Source organism: Mycolicibacterium wolinskyi, from assembly GCF_002101965.1.
GTDB classification, from domain to species: domain Bacteria; phylum Actinomycetota; class Actinomycetes; order Mycobacteriales; family Mycobacteriaceae; genus Mycobacterium; species Mycobacterium wolinskyi.
Window position 1 is genome coordinate 372,959 of the sequence record NZ_LQQA01000030.1, and the last position, 17,884, is coordinate 390,842.

Below are 17,884 nucleotides of genomic sequence, written 5' to 3' on the forward strand. Positions count from 1 at the left end.
CGCAAGTATCGAAAGGTGTGGGCACATGGCTGACGTTGACGACGACGTCGCTGCACCGCAGGACCCCGACGAAGAGCACGAGGTCCCGGCGCTGATCACGGCCTCCGGTCTCGGCGTCGACGGCGAGCACGGGCCGTTGTTCTCGAACATCGACCTCGAGCTGACGCCGGGCTTCCACGCGATCCAGATGCCCGGCGGCTGGGGCCAGACGGCGCTGCTGCTGACGCTCGCGGGCCGGCTCAAGCCGACCTACGGCACGGTCACCGTGGCCGGGGACACCGAGCCCAAGGCGATTCGGCGGCACTGCGCGATCGCGGCGTTCCCCGACATCGACGATCTGGAGGAGTCGGTGACCGTGCAGACGGTGCTCGCCGAGCAGCGTCGGTGGCTCGCGCCGTGGTACGCGCGGGTGCTTACCGAGGCCGGTGAGGCCGCGCTCGCCGAGGTGTTCGGTGAACTGCCCGCGCCATCGGCGAAGACCTACATCAGCGAACTGTCGGATCTCGAGCTGTTTCTGCTGCGCGTCACCCTGGCGCGCTTCTCGGACCGCCCGATCCTCGTGGTCGGCGACCTCGAGCAGGTGCGTGACAACTCCCGTAGGACGATCGCCGTCGAGCGGCTCGGCGTCATCGCCGAACAACGCACCGTCATCGTCGGGGTCACCAACCCGCTCGGGTCCGACGCTCCTGACCACGGCCTACACGATCACCGCATTCTGATCGGGAAGGACAACTGATGCCGGCCGCACTCGCCTTCGGCTCCGAAATCAAACGCTTCGGCCGCAGCCGGATGACCCGGGCGGCCATCGTGGTGCTGATGCTGCTGCCGTTGGTGTACGGGGCGCTGTATCTGTGGGCGTACTGGGATCCGTTCGGCCAGGTCGACAAGATGCCGGTGGCACTGGTCAATTCCGACCGGGGTGCCGACGTGTCCGGGCAGCATGTGAACGCCGGCGCCGAGATCGCCAAGAGCCTGACCGACGACGCCAGCATGGACTGGCACGTGGTCGACGCCGACGAGGCCCGCCGCGGAGTCGACCACGGCGAGTACTACTTCATGCTCGAGTTGCCGCCGGACTTCAGCGAGGCGATCGCGTCGCCGCTGACCGGAGAACCCAAGCAGGCCAACCTGATCGCGGTGTACAACGACGCCAACAACTACATCTCGTCGAACATCGGCCGCACCGCGATCGACCAGGTGCTCAACGCCGTCTCGACGCGGATATCGGGCCAGGCCGTCAATCAGGTGCTGTCGGTGGTGGTCACCTCCGGCTCGGGCATCAAGCAAGCCGCCGACGGTGCGAGCCAACTCGCCGACGGTGCGGCGAAGGTCGACGACGGCGCCGGCCAGTTGGCATCGGGGCTGGACACCGCGCGGTCCGGCTCGGCGAAGCTGTCCACCGGGGCCAAGCAGCTCTCCGACGGCATCACCAAGGCCACCGACCCGCTGCTGACGGTGAGCAAGGCACTGTCCCAGATCGGCGGTGACACCGAGCAACTGCAGCAGGGCGCGACGGCGCTGCAGCAGGCCAACGACCAGATCGGCACGATCGCCGATGCCCAGGACGCCGCCGCCACGTCGCTGTCCACGGTGATCGATCAGCTGTCGGTGAGTCAGGATCCGTTGGCTGTCAACGCCGTAGGCACGCTGCGTGGCATAGAGGATCAACTTCGCGGCCACCAGTTCACGCCGCAGATCCGCGGTCAACTCACCGACGCCGAGAACGCCGCCATCTCGATGACGACGAATCTTCGCACACCGGGAAGTCCGCTGAACTCCGCGCTCGACCAGGTCGGCTCGAAAGGCCAGGATCTCACGAACAAGCTCACCCAACTACGCAGCGGAGCCCAGCAGCTCGCGTCCGGAAACGCCGAATTGGCAAGCGGTATAGCCAAGCTCGACGACGGCGCGGGCGAACTGAAATCCGGTACCGCACAACTCAAGACAGGCTCGTCCGAACTGGCCACCAAACTCGCCGATGGCGCGAGCCAGGTACCCAACTGGACCACCCAGCAGAAGGACGCGATCGCCGACACCATCGGCGGCCCCGTTAACCTGGAGAACTCGCACGAGAACGCCGCGCCGAACTTCGGCACCGGCATGGCGCCGTTCTTCATCACGCTGGCGCTGTTCTTCGGCGCGCTCGTGCTGTGGATGGTGTTGCGGCCGTTGCAGACCCGGCCGATCGCCGCCGAGGTGCCGGCTATTCGCGTGGTGCTCGCCAGCTACCTGCCCGCGGCGGTGATCGGACTCTTTCAGGCGTTGATCCTCTACTGCGTGGTGCGGTTCGCCCTCGGCATGCACGTCGTGCACCCGGTGGCGATGCTGGCGTTCATGATGCTGGTGTCGTGTGCGTTCGTCGCGGCGACGCAGGCGGTCAACGCACTGGTGGGCCCCGCGGTGGGGCGCGTCCTGATCATGGCGCTGCTCATGCTGCAACTGGTCAGCGCCGGTGGGATGTACCCGGTGGAGACCACGTCACGGCCGTTCCAGGTGTTCCACAACTACGACCCGATGACATACGGCGTCAACGGTTTACGTCAGCTCATCCTTGGCGGCATCGACTTCCGGCTGTGGCAGGCCATCATCACGCTGCTGCTCATCTGGGCGGGCGCGCTGGTGATCTCGTCGCTGTCGGCCCGCCGCAACCGCACGTGGAACCTGATCAGGCTCATGCCGGCGATCAAGATGTGACCAGCCGGGCCGCATCGCCGAGTCCGCGGCTGTGCTGTCCGTGGACATCCACCGGGACGTCGCCGGTCAGCGTCACGCGGTGCATGACGCGGTGCTGGTCGTCGTAGTCGTCGACCGCACGGTGCTGGGTGGCGCGGTTGTCCCAGATGGCGACGTCGCCGGGCACCCAGTTCCAGCGGATGGTGTTCTCCGGCATGGTGATCCGGCGCTGCAACAACTCGAACAGCGTCTGCGACTCGTGGGGATCGAGGCCGAGGAACCCGCGCGTGAAGTCTCCGGCCACCAATGTCCGTTCGCCGGTCTCGGGATGCACGCGGACCACCGGGTGCTCGGTGCGGAAGTCCGGCTTCTCGAATGCAGCGCGCATGAGCTGCTGTTCCTCGGTCAGCGGGATCGTGGCCGCGGCGTAGTCGTACCGGTTGCTGTGCACGGCCCACAGATTGTCGGCGAGGTGTTTGAGCGCCTCGGGCAGCGCGTCATAGGCCGCAGCCGTCGATGCCCAGAGCGTGGAACCGCCGTAGCTTGGCAGTGTGACCGCGCGCAGGATCGAGGCGGCGGGGTAGTTGGGCACGAACGTGACGTCGGTGTGCCAGCGCGTGGCTTTGGCGTACTCCGAATCGATCGGCGTGATGATCGATTCCTGGCCCATCGCCTGGCTGATCGTGGGATGGCCGACGGGCGTGCCCAACAAACAGGTGAACGCGTACTGCTCGTCGTCGGTCAGGTGGTGTTGATCGCGGAAGAAGATCACCTTGTGCCGCAGCAGTGCCGACCGGATCTCGGCGACGGTGGCGTCATCGAGATCGCCGGCGAGTCGCACGCCGTCGACGCGGGCGCCGATGCGGCTGCCGAGCTTTGTCACGGAAACGGGAACGGTGGTGGGAGCAGTCATCGGTGTAGTCCTCTGCGCTGGTGGAGCCTGGTGTAGTCAACTGACTACACCCTGACTTGCGCTAGTGTAGCCACGTGACTACGCCCACGCCACCGGCAAAGCGCGGCGCAAGCCCGGTCGGCCGCGACGAAGTGGTGGCGGCGACGCTGGCCGGCGCCGCGGAACTGTTCGCCGAACGTGGTCCGGCCGGCACCTCGATCCGGGACATCGCCACGCGCGCCAACGTGAACCATGGGCTCGTCTATCGGCACTTCGGCACCAAGGAACGCCTTGTCGGCGCCGTGCTCGAACACCTCGGGGCGCGCCTCACCGCGCTGTTGGGCGACGGTGCCGAGGCCGACGACATCGAACGCACCCTCGACCAGCACACGCGCGTCATGGCGAGAGCCTTGCTCGACGGCTATCCGGTGGGCCAGTTGCAGACCCGGTTCCCTGGCGTCGCACGGCTGCTCGACGAGGTGGTGCCGAAATTCGATGACGAGCGCCGGGCCCGCATGGCGGTGGCGAATGCGGTTGCTCTGCAATTGGGTTGGCGCCTGTTCGAACCGTTCCTGCGCTCGGCGGCCGGCATCGAAGAGGTCAGCCGAGCCGACGTGCAACACAGCGTCGGTGCTGAGATCGCGCGAATACTCGAACCGGACCGCTAGCCGCCGCGGCGCCGCAACGGCTCGCGTCCCACGGGCTGCGGCGGGGTCGGAAGCAGCGGGCGCACGGGTTGCACCGCGACGGTGGTCGGCGCGTTCGTGTTGATCACGAGGTCTTTTCCGGCGTGCCGGATCGCGAGGGTGTGGTCGGGTCCGTCGCGGACCGTGTAGGTGACCTGCTGGTGGTCGGCATGGACCGTCACGCGAAAGCCTTTCCAGCGCAACCGGAAACGCAGACACGAGATGCCGTCGGGCAGGTGCGGGTCGATCGAGAGGATGCCTTCGTCATCACGCAGACCGCCGAATCCGCCGACCAGCGCGGTCCAGGAACCGGCCAGTGAAGCCATGTGCAACCCGTCGCGGGTGTTGTTGTGCAGATCGCGCAGATCGATCATCGCGGCTTCGTAGGTGTAGTCGTGGGCGAGCTCGAGATGCCCGACCTCGGCGCACATCACCGCCTGCGTGCACGCCGACAGCGACGAGTCACGCGTCGTGCGCCGCTCGTAGTAGTCGACGTTGCGGGCCTTCTGTTCCGGGGTGAAGGCGTGGCTCTGCCACTGCATCGCCAGCACCAGATCGGCCTGCTTGAGCACCTGCGCCGGGTAGAGCCGGACATAGGGCTCGTTGAGCAACAGCGGATAGGTGGTGTTGGCGTCGAAGTCCCATTCGGCCAAGGTCGTGAACCCCTGGCACTGCGGATGCACGCCCAGTTCCTCGTCGTAGGGAATGTGGGCGGCATCGGCGGCGTCTCGCCAGGCCGCGGTCTCCTCGGTGGTCACGCCCATCGCGTAGGACGCGTCGGGATGGCGGGTGCACGCGTCGGCCGCGACCCGAAGGTTGTGGGCGGCCATCAGATTGGTGAACACGTTGTCGCGGACCACCGCGGTGTACTCGTCGGGCCCGGTCACCCCGTCGAGATGCCACACGCCGTGGCGGTCGTGGTGGCCGAGCGACATCCAGAGCCGGGCGGTGTCGACGAGCACGGCGAGGCCGCACTCTTTCTCCAGTGAATCGTCGCCCGTCACAATGCGATAGCGCTCGAACGCCATCGCGATGTCGGCGTTGATGTGCCAGGCCGCCGTGCCCGCAGGCCAGTACGCCGAACATTCCTCGCCGCGTATCGTCCGCCACGGGAAGCTGGCGCCCTTGAGGTCGAGGAGCGCCGCGCGTTCGCGAGCCATGTCGAGCGTCGAAGCGCGCCACCGCAGCGCGTCGGCGGCGGCTTGCGGTTTGGTGTAGGTGAGCACCGGCAGCACGAAACCCTCGGTGTCCCAGAACGCGTGGCCGTCGTATCCGGTGCCGGTGAGTCCCTTGCCCGCGATGGCGCGGCGTTCAGCACGCGCACTGGCCTGCAGTACGTGAAACAGCCCGAAGCGCACCGCCTGCTGACAGTCCGGATCGCCTTCAACCTCGACGTCGGCGCAGTCCCAGAACTCATCGAGGTAGGCCCGCTGCGAGTCGAGCAGACCCTGCCACCCGCTGTAGCGGGCGCCGGTGATGGCTGCGGCGGCCTGATCGCGCAGCGCCGGGCGTGACCGCAGGCTCGACCAGCCGTACGCGAGGTACTTGACGATCCGCAGTTTCTGACCTGGCCGCAGCCCGCAGATGACGGTGGTGCGGGCCAGATCCTCGCGGGCGTCGGTGCTGACCTCGACGCGGCCCGGCACGTCGACGTCGTGGTCCATCGCGGCCGCCATCATCAACCCACTGCCGCGGGTGCGGTGCACCAAAAGTGCGCCGTGGTCGGTGTTTTCGTGATGGACGGCTTGCAACGGATGCTTGAGCACTGCCGAGACGCGTGGGTCGCCCGTCGTCTCGGGTTGGTCCTCGTTGGTGACGAGCTCGGATTGCACTGTCACCCGGACGAATTCGTCGATCGCCTCCACGACGTATTCGATCGCGGCGACCCCGCGCTGGGCGAGCGACACCAGGCGGGTGGAGACGATGCGCACCTGCTTGCCCGCGGGCGATCGCCACTGGGCATGGCGGGTGAGCGTCCCGGCCCGCATGTCGAGTGTGCGCTCGTGGTCGATCAGGTCGCCATAACGCACGTCGAACGGCTCGTCGTCGACGAGGAGCCGCAGGATCTTGCCGTTGGTGACGTCGACGACGGTTTGACCTGCCTCGGGATAGCCGAATCCGGCCTCCGCGTACGGTAGGGGCCGCACTTCGAAGAATCCGGCGAGGTAGGTGCCGGGCAGGCCGTAGGGTTCGCCTTCGTCGAGATTGCCGCGCAGGCCGATGTGGCCGTTCGACAACGCGAACAACGACTCCGACTGCGCCAGGAGGTTGAGGTCCAGCCGGGTTTCGCGGACCTGCCAGGGTTCGACCGGGTAGGCGTCGTGGGTGATCATCATCGGCTACAGGAGCTCGGCCAGGTCGGTGACCACGATGTCGGCGCCCTCTTGGCGTAACTGTTGCGCCTGCCCGACCCGGTCCACTCCCACCACGAACCCGAAATTGCCGGCGCGTCCCGCCGCGACGCCCGACAGCGCGTCCTCGAAGACAGCGGCTTGGGCGGGGGAGACGTCGAGCAACTCGGCGGCCCGCAGGAAACTGTCGGGCGCCGACTTGCCGGCGATGTGTTCGTCGCGCAACGTCACGCCATCCACCCGCAGCTCCACGAACTGGGCCAGCCCGGTGACTTCGAGCACCTCGCGGGTGTTGGCGCTCGAGGACACCACCGCGCGGCGAAGCCCGGCCGCCGCGGCCGCCTCCAGATACCGCCGTGAGCCGTCGAACACTTCGACGCCCTCCTCCCGGAGGGTTTTGTGGAACATCTCGTTCTTGCGGTTGCCGAGGCCGTGCACGGTCTCGGCGCCGGCGTCGTCGTCCGGGCCGCCCTCGGGCAGGGTGATGTCGCGGCTCGCGAGAAAGGACCGGACGCCGTCCTCACGCCGCTTCCCGTCGACATAGCTCAGGTAGTCGGTGCCGATGTCGAACGCGACGAACGGCTCGCCGGAGCGTTCGGAGCGCGCCCGCAGATAGTCGTCGAACATGGCCTTCCAGGCTTTCTTGTGCACGCTCGCCGTGTCGGTCAGCACACCGTCGAGATCGAACAGGCAGGCCGTGATCGGCTCGGGCAGCCCCAGCACAGACGTCCTCACTTTCGGTTGGGGACGGGTCTACTCCACCATGCCCATTTTGCGGCCGTCGCATACCGGCATTTGCGATATGTGACCGGGTCCATGCGGGTGGCGTGGACGGAATATCCGCAGCTCTTAGACTGAACCGGTGGCAGCAGAATCTCCCCGCCCTGTCCTCGTCGTCGACTTCGGCGCCCAGTACGCCCAACTGATCGCGCGGCGAGTCCGTGAGGCGCGGGTGTATTCCGAGGTCGTCCCGCACACCGCCAGCGTCGAAGACATCAAGGCCAAGGATCCCCAGGCCATCGTGCTGTCCGGCGGACCGGCCAGCGTGTACGCCGAAGGCGCGCCGCAACTCGATCCCGCGTTGTTCGACCTCGACGTTCCGGTTTTCGGCATCTGCTACGGCTTCCAGGCCATGGCCCAGGCGCTGGGCGGCACCGTCGAACACACCGGGACCAGCGAGTACGGGCGGACCGAGCTGAGGGTCTCGGGTGGCGACCTGCACTCGGAACTGCCCGACATCCAGCCGGTGTGGATGAGCCACGGCGACGCGGTCACCGCCGCGCCGGACGGTTTCAACGTCATCGCGTCCAGCGCCGGTGCCCCGGTCGCCGGGTTCGAGAACCGCGCCCGCCGGCTGGCCGGTGTGCAGTACCACCCCGAGGTGTTGCATTCCCCGCACGGTCAGCAGGTCCTCAGCCGGTTCCTGCACGAGTTCGCGGGTATCGGGGCCACTTGGACCGCGGCCAACATTGCCGAGCAGCTCATCGAGGCGGTGCGCGCACAGATCGGTGACGGCCGGGCCATCTGCGGGCTGTCGGGTGGCGTCGACTCCGCGGTGGCGGCCGCCCTCGTGCAGCGTGCCATCGGTGACCGGCTCACCTGTGTGTTCGTCGACCACGGCCTGCTGCGCGCGGGGGAGCGAGCGCAGGTTCAGCGCGATTTCGTCGCCGCCACGGGCGCCAACCTCGTGACGTACGACGCTGCCGATCGCTTCCTCGAGGCACTCACCGGTGTGACCAACCCGGAGGGCAAGCGCAAGATCATCGGCCGTGAATTCATCCGGTCGTTCGAGCGTGCGGTGCGAGACGCGGTGGGAGCCAACGACGGTGACGTCGAATACTTGGTGCAGGGCACGCTCTATCCCGACGTCGTCGAATCCGGCGGCGGCAGCGGCACCGCCAACATCAAGAGCCACCACAACGTCGGCGGGCTGCCCGATGACCTCAAGTTCAAGCTCGTCGAACCCCTGCGGCTGCTGTTCAAGGACGAGGTGCGGGCCGTCGGCCGCGAACTCGGCCTGCCGGAGGAAATCGTTGGGCGCCAGCCGTTCCCGGGTCCCGGCCTCGGTATTCGCATCGTGGGTGAGGTGACCGCGCAGCGGTTGGACACGCTGCGCCGGGCCGATGCCATCGCCCGTGAGGAACTCACCGCAGCCGGCCTCGATCACCAGATCTGGCAGTGCCCGGTGGTGCTGCTGGCCGATGTGCGATCAGTCGGGGTGCAGGGCGACGGGCGCACCTACGGCCATCCGATCGTGTTGCGGCCGGTGTCGAGTGAGGACGCGATGACCGCGGACTGGACCCGCGTGCCGTACGAAGTGCTGGAACGGATTTCGACCCGGATCACCAACGAGGTGCCCGAGGTCAACCGCGTGGTGCTCGACATCACCAGCAAGCCGCCGGGCACCATCGAGTGGGAGTGAGTAACCGGCGCTCGATTACTGCTCGGCCGCTTTCTCGACATACTCGGTCAACATCTCACTGACCACCGACTCGATGGTCGATTCGATCGAGGAGGCGAGGGTGGCGCTGACCGCGGCGACGGCCTGCGTGCGGAACCGCACCAGCATCGTGATCAGTTCGGCCACTTCGGTGTCGGCAGGCAATGACGCGCCTGGTTTGATCTTCTCGGCCACCTGGTCGACCCCAGCTCGCACCAGGATCGCGCTGATCTCGTCGAGGTGCGGCACGACCTGCTCGTGAATGTCGATGAGCGTGTCGATCCCGACGCCGTACTGCCGGATCTCGTTGAATGCCTCGATCAGCTTGGGCCGCACGATGATCGCGTCGCCGTCGTCGAGCTTTATCACCCCGTTGCCCACCAGCCGGTCGAAGGCGGCATCGTCGTCGATCAGCCGTTTGCCGTCGGCGAGCGGCATCCGCTGCGATTTCTCGGTTGCCCAGCTGCCCGCGATCGCGTCTTCGAGCCCGAGCACATCGCCGATGTCCTTGCCCTGCTCCCAGGCCGACAACATCTCGTGGACATGGGCGATGTTGTAGCCGCGATCCAACATCGACGTGATCAGGCGCAGCCGGGTCAGGTGGGTGTCGTTGAACAGCGCGATACGGCCCACCCGCAGCGGTGGATGCAACAAGCCGCGATCGCGGTACACCCGGATATTGCGGGTGGTGGTCCCGGCGAGCTGCGCCAATTCGTCGATCCGGTATTCACCGGAAGCCGCGACCCCGTCCGGATGGACGGCGGCGTCGAACAGCTGTGACACCGCACTATCGATGACATCTCGGGAGCCGCGGCGCACCCGCCGCAGGATCTGCGAGATCGCACCGGCCTGTTGCCGAGGCTGCTTGGCGGCAGGCATCAGGGTGATGAGGTGATCGCGACCGGAGTGTCCTGCGCGGATGCCGTGTCCGACACGCCACGCACCGCCGCGTTGTAGTCGCCGAACCGGAAATCCCGCATCTGTCGAAGATACTGTGTGGCGAATCCGGGGTACATCGAGGCGTTGAATCCGTCGGCGGTCAGGTACCAGCTGCTGCAGCCGGACATCCACGTGGTCTTGGTCAGCCGCTTCTGCAGCCGGGCGTTGTACCGCTGCTGCACGTCGGCCCGCACGTCGAGGTAGCGCAGATTGTTGCGCAGGATCGTCGTGATGGCCGTGACGGCGTAGTCGATCTGTCCCTCGACGTAGACCAGCAGCGAGTTGTGGCCCGGCCCGGAGTTCGGTCCGGTCATCAGGAACAGGTTGGGATAGCCGTGAGCATTGATGCTCTTGTATGCCTGTGCACCGCCGGACCATTCGTCGGCCAGTGAGCGCCCGCCCAGGCCGGTGACCGGGTATGGCGGGCCGGTCAGGTGCACGTCATAGCCGGTCGCGAACACCACGGCGTCGAGGTGGTGTTCGATGCCGTCGCTCGTGCGGATGCCCACCGGGCTCATGGTCGCGATCGGCCAGTCGATGAGCTTGCAGTTGTCGCGCTGCAGTGCCGGGTAGTAGTCGCTGGAGACCAGCATGCGCTTGCAGCCCGGGGTGAAGTCCGGGGTGAGTTGTCTGCGCAGCCATGGGTCCTTGACCTGCCGGTTGAGGTGCGCCTTGCCGAGCCGGGCGACCAGCCCGGTCAGCGGGGTGTCCCACACCATGGCGGTGGCACTGGCCTCATGTCCCCAGAACAGGATCTGGCGGGCGAGCTGTTGAGCCGCAGGGACTTTCGAGAACAATGTCCGCGCGGCCGGCGGCGTGGCGATGTCGAGCCGTGGGATCACCCAGCCCGGGGTGCGCTGGAAGACCTTGACGAAGCCCGCCGTCTTCACGAGCTCCGGGATTATCTGGACGGCGCTGGCGCCCGTACCGATCACCGCGACACGCTTGTCGGTGAAGTCGTAGTCGTGGTCCCAGCGGGCGCTGTGAATCTTGTGACCCTCGTAGGTGTCGAGGCCGCGGATGTCGGGCCATTTGTGATCCGGCAGGGGACCGGAGGCCAGCACGACGGTGCGGGCCCGGAATCGCTTGCGGCCCGTCGTCTTCACGGTCCACACCCCGTCAGTCTCGTCGAAGGCCAAGCCGTTGACCTCGACGCCGAACTGGATGTGCCTGCGCAGGTCGAAGGTGTCGACCATGTCCTCGATGTGCCGACAGATCTCGTCGGCCGGAGAATAGGCCCGCGACCAGTCCGGGTTCTTGACGAACGAGAACGAGTACAGCAGCGACGGAATGTCGCATGCCGCACCGGGATAGGTGTTGTCGCGCCAGGTGCCGCCGACGCGGTCCGAGCGGTCGAGGATGACGAAATCGTCGACTCCGGCCTCGGTGAGCTTGATGGCCGCGCCGATCCCGGTGAACCCGGCGCCGACGATCAGGGTGTCGTACGTGTGCATGTCAGGCCGCCGGCTCGTGGGTCAGCTCCTTGAACCAGGATGGGATCGGTTTCAGCAGTTTGGTGGGGTACCGGTCGGAGGCCCACACCATCGGATTGGCGATCCAGTGGTAGGGATTTCGCGGGTTGACCACCATGCGTGAGTGCAGCTTCAGCAGCTGATAGCTCGGGACTCGCCAGGTGTACTCGGCGCGGCCGCCGAGTTCCTTGAACCGCATCATCGCCTTGTAGAGCTTCTCGGGTTGCAGGCCCATCTCGACGATGTTGTTGCGCATGCGGTTGAGCAGCGGCACGTACATCAGCGCGCCGATGATCACGCCCGGCGAGGCGATATTGCCGACGAACTCGACGGCCAGGCGGCGTGCGTTGGCGTGGCCGATCATGTTGAGCACCTCGAAATCCACGGCGATGTGCCGGGATTCGTCGTTGTTGATCTTCTCGAAGACCTGGTGACAGACCGGATCGTGCACCTCTTCGAGCAGGAACTTGAGCAGGGCGCCGTCGAGTGCCACCTCGAGCATCGGGATGACGGTGCCGAGCACCGACAGCGGCATGTCGTCGGCGTAGGTGTCCAGCCACTCGATGGCCAGGCGGATGTTGACGTTCGGCTCGGGCATCTCGTCACCGTCGAGCATGCCCCAGCGCTTCATCAGGGCGAGTTCGGCGTTGGCGTGGCGTTGCTCCTCGGCGTGGAAGTAACGGTAGATCTCCGCGATCGTCGGCGTCGGTGCCTTCTTGGCGAGCGCCGCGAAGCCGCGGGCGCCGACATTCTCGATCCAGCACAGATCGGCCATGAAAGCCTTGAGCTTCGGCCGGAACTCGTCACTGATGGTCTCCGCGCCCGGGGCGTCCCAGTCGATGTCGGCCAGCGCCCATTGGCGGTCCTTGATCTTCGCCAGCATTCTGTCCATGTCCATGGCCATCGCTAAACCTCCTGAGAGCCGGTGATGCGGTTCGTGAGACCGACGGCGCGGGTGTACACCGTCGGGGTGAGTCGTTTGATGCCCCAGCCGATCCGGGCATCGGGTTGCGGCATGCAGTACAGCCCGCCGCGGTCGTTGGTATCCAGGCACATGCGGGCCACCCGCTGCGCCGAGAATCCGGTCCAGCGCATGAGCCGGTCGGCGAGCTCGCTGGATTCGCTTGTGATCCGGCCCGATTGGACGATGTTGGTCTTGACGAACGTCGGGCACAACACGGTGACGTTGATCCCCGTGCCCGCGAGTTCGGCGGCCAGTGTCTCCGACAACGACAACGTGCCGGCCTTGCTCACGTTGTAGGCAGCCATGCCCGGTGCAGCGCCGAACGCCGCGGCCGATGCGACGTTGATGATGCCGCGTGGTTGTGCGGTGCCTGCCGCGCGCAGGATCGGGGTGAATACGTGGCAGCCGTGGATCGGGCCCCACAGATTGATGCCGAGGACCCAGCGCCAGTCATCGAGTTCGATGCTCCCGACCGGCTTTCCGCCCGCGCCCACCCCGGCGTTGTTGATCACCAGCGACGGTGGGCCGCCGAACCAGGCCTGAGCGTCATCGGCGAGTTTGACGACCTCGTCGATCAGCGACACGTCGCAGCGCATTGCCGTGGCTTGTCCGCCGTCGGCGAGTATTGCCTCGGCCGTTTTTCTGGCGGCCTCCTCGTCGATGTCGCTGCACACCACGCGGCTGCCGCGGGCGGCGAGTTCGGACGCGAACGCCGCCCCGATACCGCTGCCCGCGCCGGTGACGACGGCGTTCGCCTCACGGCTGCGTTTGGGGCCGCTGCCGAAGATGTTCATCCGGCCACCTGCCTGACTCCGTTGGGGTGCAGTGAATCTGTGATGAACTGTGCGACTCGGTGCATGGCAGGCCGGGCCTCGGGACTCAATCGGGGCAGCGCCTGGAATACGTGCACCTGGTCCGGCCAGACCTCTAGTTCGCTCTGCCCGCCCGCGGCGCGGATGTCGGTGTCGAGCTGGCGGGCATCGGTGACGAGCATCTCGGCGCCACCCGCCTGGATCAACGTGGGCGGCAGGCAGCGCCCACCGGCGACGTCGAGTGTGAGGCGGGGATGGGTGAGATCGACGCCCGCGCAATACAACCCGATGAGCCGGGCGGCGTCGGCCGCCCGGATGGCCGGGTCCCGGCGCAGGCTTTCCCTGGCCCGGGCCTGTGCGAAGGTCAGGTCGACGAGGGGTGACAACAGGGTCAGGCCGGCCGGATGTGCGACGTCGGGCTGGAGGAGGAGGTCGACGGCAAGGTGCCCGCCCGCGGAGTCACCGGCCATCACGACTCGATCCGGTGCCATCCCGTGTTCGGTGGTCAACCATTCCCAGCCTGCCCGAACGTCGTCGGCGGCGGTGGGGAACCGGTACTCGGGCGCGAGTCGGTAATCGATGCAGAAGACCGGCAGCCCGGTCAGCCGCGAGAGCCATGCGGTGAGCCGTCGGTGGGTGCGCGGCGAGCACAGCGCGAACCCGCTGCCGTGAATGTAGTAGACGGCGCGGTCCGCACATGTGACGTTGTGTGCCCGCACCCATTCACCCACGACGCGCGTGCGGTCGGCCGTGCGGATGTCGACCCGTTCGACACGGGCGCCGTCCAGCGCGGGGCCGAAGGTGTTCATGATCTGGGCGATCAATTGCCGCGATGCCCACAGGCCCCACGGGCTCTCCGGTGATAGCGCCCCGCTGAGCCGGCGCAACGTCAAGCTACTGATCGTGGACGCGCTACGGGACCGGATCGATCCCCGTCGGGGTAATTCCGGCATGCCGACCTCCTCGTCGAAGCGTGCGACGAGTACACCAACAATTGGTGACATTTGTCAATGTCAACATTTGGAGATGGCGCTATTTTCTGGCGAGCAGACGCGCAGGTGCTCTGGCAAGCGCTTTCCGGGGTACCTGCGCGTCTGCTCGCGGTAAACGCAACCTAGCGGTTCGGATCCCCGCGCCAGCGAAAGCTGTTGACGTACTTGCCCATATCCAGGGCCAGCTGCAGATTGGCGCCCGACGGCTTGCCGATGCCGGACTGCGGCCCGAACTCGTGGTAGGGGCCGACGGCCGAGGCGATGAGCGCGAGGTCGTTCTTGATCGCCACCATGACGATCACGCGCATGCGCATGTAGTTGCTCGTGGCACCCTGCGGCCAGCAGTCGGCGACAAGGCCGTAACCCGGCTGGTAGCCGACCATCGCATTGGGAATCTCATACGCGGTCTTGGTGTCCGGGAAAGTTTTCTCGACAAGCGAGTTGGCGATCTCCTCCGGAGTCCGGTTGCCTGCGGGCTCGCTGAACAACTGCATCATGCCGCCGTCGCCGCCGGTGAACTCCGCCGTCACGCCGGAGGCTTCGGTGGTGACGTTGTACGCCGCACCGGAGACGGGATAGGACACCGAGAAGCTGCCGTCCTGGGCGGTGAACACCGGGTTGATCGCGACCGGTTCGCCGGTGGGTGGCTGTCCGCAGTCCGGGGGACACATGTACCGCGCCGGTGGCTTGCTCATCGAACCGGACACCCACACGAGCAGACCGGCCACCACCGCGATTCCGGTGCCCCAGATGGCCAGCAGCTTGAGCGCCGAGGCGCGTCGCGTCGGTTTCGCCTGGTATGTCCCGACCGGTACCGCATACCCGGGAAAGAATGCCGGTGTGCTCACGGTGTCTCCGGGCGTCGCTCACGTACCGGCCGGTTCTCGCGGCGTTCGGTACGCGAGGTGCGTGACGACGCGCGGGTGGCCGCGCCGCAGTGCGCGCAGAATGCCATGTCGGGCACGACATGACCGCAGCGCGGGCACAGGATGGGTTGATCGGACGCGATCTCGTCGTGAGCCTCGTGCAGCAAGGCCAGATGCAGGCCGACCCGCAGGGTGAACAGCGCCACCACCGCGACCACGAGATGCACTGCCAGCTGCAGCCATTGGGGTACGCGTGCGACGTCGATCAGCCCGATACCGGCGTAGACGACGAGCACGGCGATGCCACAGCCGAGCAACACCGCCCGCACATAGCCGGGGTGTTGGTCGACCTTGCTCGGCGGCCGGGTGAACCACAAGGCCGCACCGATCAGACCGCCGACGGCAGCCGCGGTCAACGGCATTGCGACACCGCGGATGCCTGCCTCGACCAGCAGGCCCGACATCGGACGGTTGTGGGCGACCATCCCGGTGGTGAGCTGTGGGGCCAGTCGGGTCAGCGTGGCCGCTGCGGTGAACGCGGTCGCGCCGAGCGCGCCGATCATGAAGCCGTCCAACGATTCCCGGGTCGGCGGCCGCAGCAGCCGGACCACCAGCGCAGGCACCAGCATGAGGATCAGGCCGCCCAGCGGCACGCCAAGGCCATTGCGGAGTATCCGGTATCCCGATATACCCGAACCCAACGGGACGCCGTAGGACCGCGCCATCATCGCTCCGGTGAGAAACACCCAGCCGACACCGAGCCCCATACCCAGGACTGCGGTGAGCGCGAGCGTACTTCTGGGCAGATCGCTGAAAGCGTCGGACTCCCACAGGTAGATCAAGAACAGCAGTGGCAGACCAAGTGCGGCGACGGCGATCAGGGCCGCGGGCAAGCGCAGCAGCGCGCAGGCGACCAGGCCCGCGAGCAGGACGACGAGCAACACCCGGAACGGCGTGCGGGCCCGGTGTGACAGATGCGGAAACAGCGAGCTCGTGATGGACGGTTTCAGCAGGTGTTCCTCGGGGGCGACGCAGGATGCGGTGACGCGCAACCATTCCGGCCCGTCGCCCGGCTCCTCGTTGAGGTGCACGCCGCACAGGCCGCAGTACTTGCCCGCGGGAACGTCGACCTTGCAGACCCGGCACTCGGTGGTGGGGACGGCGTCTTCGTCGGGGGTTTCTGGTGTTTCGGTCATCGGTTCGCCCTTTGGAGCGCGAGAAGGTTCTTGGCCAGATTCTCCACGTCGGGCGTGCCCAACCCCGTGGCCATGTCATAGCCCGGCCCGGCGCTGGCGACCGCGTTGCCGCCGAGCGTGACGTCCCGGAATGCCGGGAACGGAGCGCCCGCGGCGATGCGGTAGAGCTGTGGGTTGAGATCGCCGATCAAGCGGCCGCCGTTCTGGGTCAGATACTGGTTGATCACCGCGGCAAGGCCCGCCCAGATGGGCGCCGACTGTGAGGTGCCGCCACCGACGAGGTTCTTCTGGTTGAACACTATCCGCACGCCGGTGAACGGGTCGGCCACCGCGGCGATGTCGGGAGTCAAACGGCGCCCGGCGTTTTCGTCCGTCACGCCCGGGCCCGACACTGCGCGTTGCCATTCCGGGCGATCGAACAGTGCGGACGCGCCACCGCCGGTGCCGAGCGACAGTGGCACGTCGAACCAGGCCTGCTCACCCAGCCACGCGCCGTCGGCGGTGGTGGACAGCGTGGTGCCGCCGACATCGGTCATCTCCGGCAGCGATGCCACCGAGTCCAGGCCGATGTCATCCGGTCCCGGGGGTGAGGACCAGTCTTGTCCGCCTTTGCATTCCAGGCCGGCGAGGTCACCGCTGGCGTTGAACGCCGTGGTGCCGCGCGCATGGGCGGCGGAAAGCGCGGACCGCACCGGGGCGAGGTCGGCGGCGGTCAGCAGTTTGTCGCAGCCCCAGCCGATCGAGAAGCTCCACACCGCACCGGGAAACTGCTGATCGGCCGATTCGAGCATCTGGCCGATCTTCTCGTAGGCGCCGTCGCCTTCGACGGTCGGCCGCGCGTTGATGACCACTTTCCGTGCGTCGGGTGCGATGGCATGGGCGACTTCGAGATCCATGGTGGTCTCGCCGCGCGGTTCGCCCGGCTGTCCGCCGATGAGGACGGGATTCAGCGGGGGCAGATTCCACAGCGTCGTGAAGCTGTCGAGATCGGCTTGGTCGTACCCGTCGAACGCGAAGATCACGATGGTCGTGCCCTTGCCGGTGAAGCCCTGCGCCGCCAGCCCCTCGGCGTTGTAGGTCTTGAGCAACCCGCTGGGCGTCAAGCCCCGATCCGGAACGTCGAGCGGCAGGATCCACGGCAGCGACATCTTGTGCGGGGTGTAGCCGAGGATGCGGCCGAGCTCGTCGACCTCGCCCTGCAACACGTCCGGTACGGCCGGCTGGTGCGGTGAGGCGTAGAACACCTGGCCCTGCTGGCCGCGGTAGTCGTGGATGGCCACCTCGAAGGCGTCGGCGACGCGATCCGGTGCGCCCTCGACGATCGCCCAGGTGTGGCCGGGGCGCCATCGGATGGTCATACCGTGCTGGCCCGCCCAGGTGATGAGGGCATCCGGCCGGGTGGCGTGATGCAGTGCGGCGGTGAGCTGTACCGGGCCGCGGTGGGTCGGGCCGAGATCTGCTGAGGCGGCCAGTAAATGGGCATATGGCCCGTCGATCACGGCCGACGTCCCAGGTGCCTGCGCTGCCCGGAGGTCAGACGCCAACACCAGTACGCCGGCCGTGATCAGAGCCAGTAGCCAGTGGCTGGATACTGCGCGCAC

The 17,884-nt window shown here is 67.1% G+C and carries 15 protein-coding genes; 4 read left to right on the plus strand and 11 right to left on the minus strand.

The genetic code is table 11. The features are described from left to right. Window positions 1-25: 25 nt before the first annotated feature. Together AWC31_RS25490 and AWC31_RS25495 are read left to right on the plus strand one after the other, a co-directional pair. On the plus strand, window positions 26-736 hold the full coding sequence (locus tag AWC31_RS25490; protein ID WP_085146706.1) for a P-loop NTPase family protein: 711 nt from the start codon (window positions 26-28) through the stop codon (window positions 734-736). Further along, window positions 736-2,694, plus strand: a complete 1,959-nt coding sequence (locus AWC31_RS25495) for a YhgE/Pip domain-containing protein (RefSeq protein WP_085146708.1) — start codon at window positions 736-738, stop codon at window positions 2,692-2,694. The genes AWC31_RS25490 and AWC31_RS25495 overlap by 1 nt, the downstream gene beginning before the upstream one ends. On the opposite strand, the gene AWC31_RS25500 is transcribed toward AWC31_RS25495, so the two are convergent. Then, complete coding sequence (locus AWC31_RS25500) at window positions 2,684-3,586, minus strand: TauD/TfdA dioxygenase family protein (RefSeq protein WP_085146710.1); 903 nt, start codon at window positions 3,584-3,586, stop codon at window positions 2,684-2,686. The genes AWC31_RS25495 and AWC31_RS25500 overlap by 11 nt on opposite strands. Window positions 3,587-3,660: 74 nt before the next feature. Here AWC31_RS25500 and AWC31_RS25505 point away from each other — a divergent pair, with 74 nt between their 5' ends. After that, on the plus strand, window positions 3,661-4,233 hold the full coding sequence (locus AWC31_RS25505; protein WP_085146712.1) for a TetR/AcrR family transcriptional regulator: 573 nt from the start codon (window positions 3,661-3,663) through the stop codon (window positions 4,231-4,233). On the opposite strand, the gene AWC31_RS25510 is transcribed toward AWC31_RS25505, so the two are convergent. Both AWC31_RS25510 and AWC31_RS25515 read right to left on the minus strand, forming a co-directional pair. Next, window positions 4,230-6,584 carry a glycoside hydrolase family 65 protein gene (locus AWC31_RS25510; protein WP_085147306.1) on the minus strand — a complete coding sequence of 785 codons (2,355 nt, stop codon included), beginning with the start codon at window positions 6,582-6,584 and terminating at the stop codon, window positions 4,230-4,232. The genes AWC31_RS25505 and AWC31_RS25510 overlap by 4 nt on opposite strands. A gap of 6 nt (window positions 6,585-6,590) precedes the next feature. Continuing rightward, window positions 6,591-7,337 (minus strand): beta-phosphoglucomutase family hydrolase, encoded by a 747-nt coding sequence (locus tag AWC31_RS25515; RefSeq protein ID WP_110775251.1) that lies wholly within the window; start codon window positions 7,335-7,337, stop codon window positions 6,591-6,593. A gap of 127 nt (window positions 7,338-7,464) precedes the next feature. Here AWC31_RS25515 and guaA point away from each other — a divergent pair, with 127 nt between their 5' ends. Next, entirely contained in the window at window positions 7,465-9,024 is a 1,560-nt protein-coding gene (gene guaA / locus AWC31_RS25520) for a glutamine-hydrolyzing GMP synthase (RefSeq protein WP_085146716.1), read from the plus strand. Between the two features lie 15 nt (window positions 9,025-9,039). Here the strand turns inward: guaA and AWC31_RS25525 are convergent, their stop codons facing one another. The 8 genes from AWC31_RS25525 to AWC31_RS25560 form a co-directional block, all read right to left on the minus strand. Continuing rightward, complete coding sequence (locus AWC31_RS25525; protein ID WP_067842687.1) at window positions 9,040-9,921, minus strand: MerR family transcriptional regulator; 882 nt, start codon at window positions 9,919-9,921, stop codon at window positions 9,040-9,042. Continuing rightward, a complete protein-coding gene (locus AWC31_RS25530; RefSeq protein ID WP_085146719.1) occupies window positions 9,921-11,435 on the minus strand; it encodes a flavin-containing monooxygenase in 1,515 nt (504 codons plus the stop codon). Before AWC31_RS25530 ends, AWC31_RS25525 begins: the two co-directional genes overlap by 1 nt. 1 nt (window position 11,436) lies before the next feature. Further along, window positions 11,437-12,357, minus strand: a complete 921-nt coding sequence (locus tag AWC31_RS25535) for a reductase (RefSeq protein WP_085146721.1) — start codon at window positions 12,355-12,357, stop codon at window positions 11,437-11,439. 2 nt (window positions 12,358-12,359) lie between these two features. Continuing rightward, the gene (locus tag AWC31_RS25540; RefSeq protein ID WP_110775252.1) at window positions 12,360-13,211 is read right to left on the minus strand and encodes an SDR family NAD(P)-dependent oxidoreductase; all 852 of its coding nucleotides are present in this window, start codon (window positions 13,209-13,211) and stop codon (window positions 12,360-12,362) included. Then, window positions 13,208-14,182 carry an alpha/beta hydrolase gene (locus tag AWC31_RS25545; protein WP_085147308.1) on the minus strand — a complete coding sequence of 325 codons (975 nt, stop codon included), beginning with the start codon at window positions 14,180-14,182 and terminating at the stop codon, window positions 13,208-13,210. The genes AWC31_RS25540 and AWC31_RS25545 overlap by 4 nt, the downstream gene beginning before the upstream one ends. Window positions 14,183-14,343: 161 nt before the next feature. Further along, on the minus strand, window positions 14,344-15,069 hold the full coding sequence (locus AWC31_RS25550) for a hypothetical protein (protein ID WP_085146723.1): 726 nt from the start codon (window positions 15,067-15,069) through the stop codon (window positions 14,344-14,346). Next, window positions 15,066-16,283, minus strand: coding sequence for a zinc ribbon domain-containing protein (locus AWC31_RS25555; RefSeq protein ID WP_085146725.1), 1,218 nt, complete (start codon window positions 16,281-16,283; stop codon window positions 15,066-15,068). The genes AWC31_RS25550 and AWC31_RS25555 overlap by 4 nt, the downstream gene beginning before the upstream one ends. Next, complete coding sequence (locus AWC31_RS25560) at window positions 16,280-17,884, minus strand: S53 family peptidase (protein ID WP_085146727.1); 1,605 nt, start codon at window positions 17,882-17,884, stop codon at window positions 16,280-16,282. The genes AWC31_RS25555 and AWC31_RS25560 overlap by 4 nt, the downstream gene beginning before the upstream one ends.

Excerpts from the sequence above, each read along its gene's own strand:
- AWC31_RS25490 (WP_085146706.1), top strand. The coding sequence starts at position 26 with ATGGCTGACGTTGACGACGACGTCGCTGCACCGCAGGACCCCGACGAA.
- AWC31_RS25495 (WP_085146708.1), top strand. The coding sequence starts at position 736 with ATGCCGGCCGCACTCGCCTTCGGCTCCGAAATCAAACGCTTCGGCCGC.
- AWC31_RS25500 (WP_085146710.1), bottom strand. The coding sequence starts at position 3,586 with ATGACTGCTCCCACCACCGTTCCCGTTTCCGTGACAAAGCTCGGCAGC.
- AWC31_RS25510 (WP_085147306.1), bottom strand. The coding sequence starts at position 6,584 with ATGATCACCCACGACGCCTACCCGGTCGAACCCTGGCAGGTCCGCGAA.
- AWC31_RS25525 (WP_067842687.1), bottom strand. The coding sequence starts at position 9,921 with ATGCCTGCCGCCAAGCAGCCTCGGCAACAGGCCGGTGCGATCTCGCAG.
- AWC31_RS25530 (WP_085146719.1), bottom strand. The coding sequence starts at position 11,435 with ATGCACACGTACGACACCCTGATCGTCGGCGCCGGGTTCACCGGGATC.
- AWC31_RS25535 (WP_085146721.1), bottom strand. The coding sequence starts at position 12,357 with ATGGCCATGGACATGGACAGAATGCTGGCGAAGATCAAGGACCGCCAA.
- AWC31_RS25540 (WP_110775252.1), bottom strand. The coding sequence starts at position 13,211 with ATGAACATCTTCGGCAGCGGCCCCAAACGCAGCCGTGAGGCGAACGCC.
- AWC31_RS25545 (WP_085147308.1), bottom strand. The coding sequence starts at position 14,182 with ATGCCGGAATTACCCCGACGGGGATCGATCCGGTCCCGTAGCGCGTCC.
- AWC31_RS25555 (WP_085146725.1), bottom strand. The coding sequence starts at position 16,283 with ATGACCGAAACACCAGAAACCCCCGACGAAGACGCCGTCCCCACCACC.